The organism is Pseudomonas sp. SIMBA_067 (assembly GCF_046534675.1).
Lineage (GTDB): Bacteria > Pseudomonadota > Gammaproteobacteria > Pseudomonadales > Pseudomonadaceae > Aquipseudomonas > Aquipseudomonas putida.
Genome location: NZ_JAWRYH010001149.1, coordinates 1 through 244 on the forward strand (window position 1 = coordinate 1; position 244 = coordinate 244).

At 40.2% G+C, this 244-nt stretch carries 1 pseudogene; it reads left to right on the top strand.

Annotated features, from left to right (window positions below):
- Positions 1-96 (top strand): annotated as a pseudogene (locus SB765_RS32900) (malonyl CoA-acyl carrier protein transacylase); the annotation flags it as partial.
- Between the last annotated feature and the right edge of the window lie 148 nt (positions 97-244).

Below are 244 nucleotides of genomic sequence, written 5' to 3' on the forward strand. Positions count from 1 at the left end.
GTTATTGCCGGTCATAAAGATGCAGTTGATAGAGCCTCTGTTGCTTGTAAAGAAGCCGGAGCAAAACGTGCACTGCCATTATCTGTAAGCGTACCGTGACATTGTGAACTAATGAAACCAGCTGCTGAGAAATTAGCCACCGATTTAGCTGCTTTAACATTTAATACACCTAAGTGTGATGTAATCAATAATGTTGATGTAAAAGCAGAAGGTTCAGCTGATGCAATTAAAGAGGCATTAGTAC